Below are 3562 nucleotides of genomic sequence, written 5' to 3'. Positions count from 1 at the left end.
GTGCTGGTGGTGGCCTCGTCTGCGGAGCGGCGTGTGCCGGTGGAGTTGCAGGCTCTGGTGCGTGCGCAGGGTGTGGTGTCGGCGAGTGTGTCGCCTTCCCTGCTGGGGGTCCTGGAGGAGGCGGCGCTGGCGGGTGTGGGCAGTCTGTTTGTGGGTTCGGAGCGGGTGGGTGGGGCGGTGGTGCGGGAGTGGGCGCCGGGCCGCAGGTTCTTCGTCGGATACGGGCCCACCGAGACCACCGTGATTGCCTGCGCGGGCCTCGCGGAAGCGGAATCGGATGCCGATGCTGCCGCTGTGGGTGTGCCGGCGATCGGCAGGCCGCTGGCGAATACGCGGGTGTATGTGCTGGACGCGCGGTTGCGTCCGGCGCCGGTGGGTGTGGCGGGGGAGCTGTATATCGCGGGCGCCGGGGTGGCCCGTGGCTACGGAGGCCGTGCGGGGCTGACGGGTGAGCGGTTCGTTGCTGATCCGTTCGCGGCGGACGGCACACGCATGTACCGCTCGGGTGATGTGGTGCGGTGGCTGGCGGACGGGCGGCTTGATTTCGTGGGCCGTGCGGATGAGCAGGTGAAGGTGCGGGGCTTCCGTATCGAGCCGGGCGAGATCGAGGCCGTTCTGGCGGATCATCCGCAGATCCGTACCGCGGTCGTCGTCGCGTTCGGTGAGGGGACGGATCGTCGTCTGGTCGCCTATGTGGTTGCGGCCGACGGTGTCATCGGGGTGCCGGCGGCGGGTGGGCTGCGGGAGTTCGTGGCGGGTCGGTTGCCGGAGTTCATGGTGCCGTCGGTGTTCGTGGAGCTGGCCGGGCTGCCGTTGACGGCCAATGGGAAGCTGGACCGTGCGGCGCTGCCCGCCCCGGATGCGCAGCAGTCCATGAGCCAGGCCGCAGACTTCGTCGCTGCGTCCGGGACGACGGAAGAGCTGGTCGCCGGTGTCTGGGCCGCCGTGCTGGGGCTTGACCGGGTGGGTGTGACTGAGAGTTTCTTCGGGCTGGGCGGGCATTCGCTGCTGGCCATGCAGGTGGTCTCCCGGATCCGCGAGGTGCTGGGTGTCGATGTGCCTGTGGCGGCGATGTTTGATCAGCCGACGGTGCGGGGTCTGGCCGCGGTGGTCCAGGACACGGTCCGCGAGCCCCTGGCGGAGCCGGTCAGGCCGGTCGACCGTACCCGGCCGTTGCCGTTGTCGTTCGCGCAGCAGCGCTTGTGGTTCCTCGACCAGCTCGACCCCGGATCCACCGAATACAACCTGCCCCTGCCGATCCGGCTGGACGGCGACCTGGACGTGGCCGCGCTGACCACCGCACTGGATGCGATGACCGTCCGCCACGAAGTGCTGCGCACCCGACTCGTCGCGGACGCGGACGGCATGGCCCACCAGGTGATCGACCCGCCCGCCGCCTTCCCGCTCGCGGTGGTCGATGTGTCCGGCAGCGACGACCCGCTGCGAGCGACGGAATTGCTGGTTGCGCAGGACGCCTTGGTGCCCTTCGATCTCGCGACCGGTCCGCTCGTCCGGGCCTGTCTGATCCGGCTCGCCCCTGACGAACATGTTTTGGCGCTGTCCATGCAGCACGTGGTCTTCGACGAGTGGTCGGGACGCGTCCTGCGACGTGAACTCACCGCCTTGTACGAGGCGTTCCGCGCTGGCCGACCGGACCCGTTGCCGCCGCTGCCCGTCCAGTACGCCGACTTCGCGGTCTGGCAGCGCGAGTGGCTCAGCGGCGACGTCATCGAGGAACAACTCGACTACTGGCGTGCCCACCTGGCCCGGCTTCCGCAACTGGAACTGCCGACCGACCGGCCCCGGCCGGCCGTGCGCCGGTCCGAGGGCGCTGCCACGCGGTTCACGGTGTCGGCGGAGACCGCGGACGCCCTGCGTGCGGTGGCCCGCGAGTCCGGCGCCACGATGTTCATGACACTGCTGGCCGCCTTCGACGTCCTGCTCAGCCGGTACGCGGGGTCGGACGACGTGGTCGTGGGCACGCCGGTCGCCAACCGGAACCGTGCCGAGACGGAGGACCTGATCGGGCTCTTCGTCAACACGCTCGTCATGCGGACCGACCTGTCCGGCGACCCGACCTTCGCCGAACTCCTCGGCCGGGTAAGGGAAACCGCCCTCGGCGCGTACGCCCACCAGGACGTGCCGTTCGAGCAACTCGTGGACGACCTCGTCACCGAGCGGGACCGGACCCTCAGCCCGCTCTTCCAGGTGTTCTTCACCTACGCCGCGGAGGAGGCCCGCGACAGCGCGAGCCTGCTCACGCAGGGCGCGAGCGAGGCAGAGGGCGAGAGCCGTCCGAGGCAGGACATACGGATCAAGGGGACGGACGCCGGAACGCGTACTGCCCTCTTCGACCTGACCCTCAGGCTCGGCGACACGGGTGAGGGCGGTCTGTCCGGCGAACTTGAGTACAGCACGGCACTGTTCGACCGGGCGACGGTCGAGGCTATGGGCCGCCACCTGGTCACGGTGCTGGACGGCGTCGCCCGCGATGCGGAGCTGCGGGTGGGGGAGTTGCCGCTTCTGTCGGCGGGTGAGCGTGAACGCGTGGTGGCCGATGGCGACGGTGGCGAGGTGGACCTGCCGGCGGTGGGTGGGGTGCATGAGCTGATTGCCCGGCATGCGGTTACGGCTCCGGATGCGGTGGCTGTGGTCGCGGGCGGGGAGTCGTTGACGTATGGCGGGTTGATGGTGCGGGCGAGTCGTCTGGCGCATCAGCTGCGGTCGGTGGGTGTGGGTGCTGAGTCGGTGGTGGGGCTGTGTGTGTCCCGGGGTGTGGATTTGGTGGTGGCGGTTTTTGGGGTGTGGTTGGCGGGTGGGGCGTATTTGCCGCTGGATCCGGAGTATCCGGTGGGGCGGTTGGAGTTCATGTTGGCGGACAGTGGGGTTGAGGTTCTGGTTGGGGAGCGGGGTGTTGTCGGGGACCTCGGTTTGGTTGATGCGGTGAATTCGGTGGTGTGGCTTGAGGATATTTTTGCTGAGGGGGCGGAGGAGCTGCCGTTCTTTTCTCCGCCAGTTGTGTCGGGTGGTGGGTTGGCGGGTGTGATTTATACGTCGGGTTCGACGGGGCGGCCGAAGGGGGTGTTGGTTTCTCATGGTTCTTTGGTGGCGTTGTTTGCGGGGTGGGAGGTGGCTCATTTCGGTGGGGAGCAGTTGAGGTGGTTGTCGGTGGCGAGTGCGAGTTTTGATGTGTTCACCGGTGATGTGGTGCGGTCGTTGTGTTCGGGTGGTGTGTTGGTGCTGGGTCGTGTGGGTTTGCAGGTGGATGTGGGTGAGTGGGTGGGGGTGTTGGCTGGTGCCGGGGTGAGTGCGTTGGAGTGTGCGCCGCGGTATGTGGATGAGTTGGTGGGGTTTGTTGAGGGTGGTGGTTCGGCGGCGGGGCTGGGGTTGGGGGGTTTGCGTCTGGTTGTGGTGACGACGGATGTGTGGCGTTGGGGTTCGGTGGCGCGGGCTCGGGGTGTGTTCGGTGGGGGTGTGCGGTGGTTGTCGGCGTATGGGGTGACTGAGGCGTCGGTTGATTCGACGTTTGGTGTGTTGGAGCCGGTGTCCGCTGGTGCTGGTG

Annotated in this window: 1 protein-coding gene; it reads left to right on the top strand. The window is 68.4% G+C overall.

All coding sequences use genetic code 11. From position 1 onward, the window contains the following. Positions 1–33: 33 nt before the first annotated feature. On the top strand, positions 34–3562 hold a 3529-nt coding region (locus tag ACFWGJ_RS42785; RefSeq protein WP_387334372.1), incomplete at its 3' end, for a condensation domain-containing protein.

This window comes from Streptomyces sp. NPDC060205 (assembly GCF_042728395.1).
Taxonomy (GTDB): domain Bacteria; phylum Actinomycetota; class Actinomycetes; order Streptomycetales; family Streptomycetaceae; genus Streptomyces.
The sequence above is the reverse complement of the archived record's forward strand: the minus strand, read 5'-3'. Positions and strand labels throughout refer to the sequence as shown.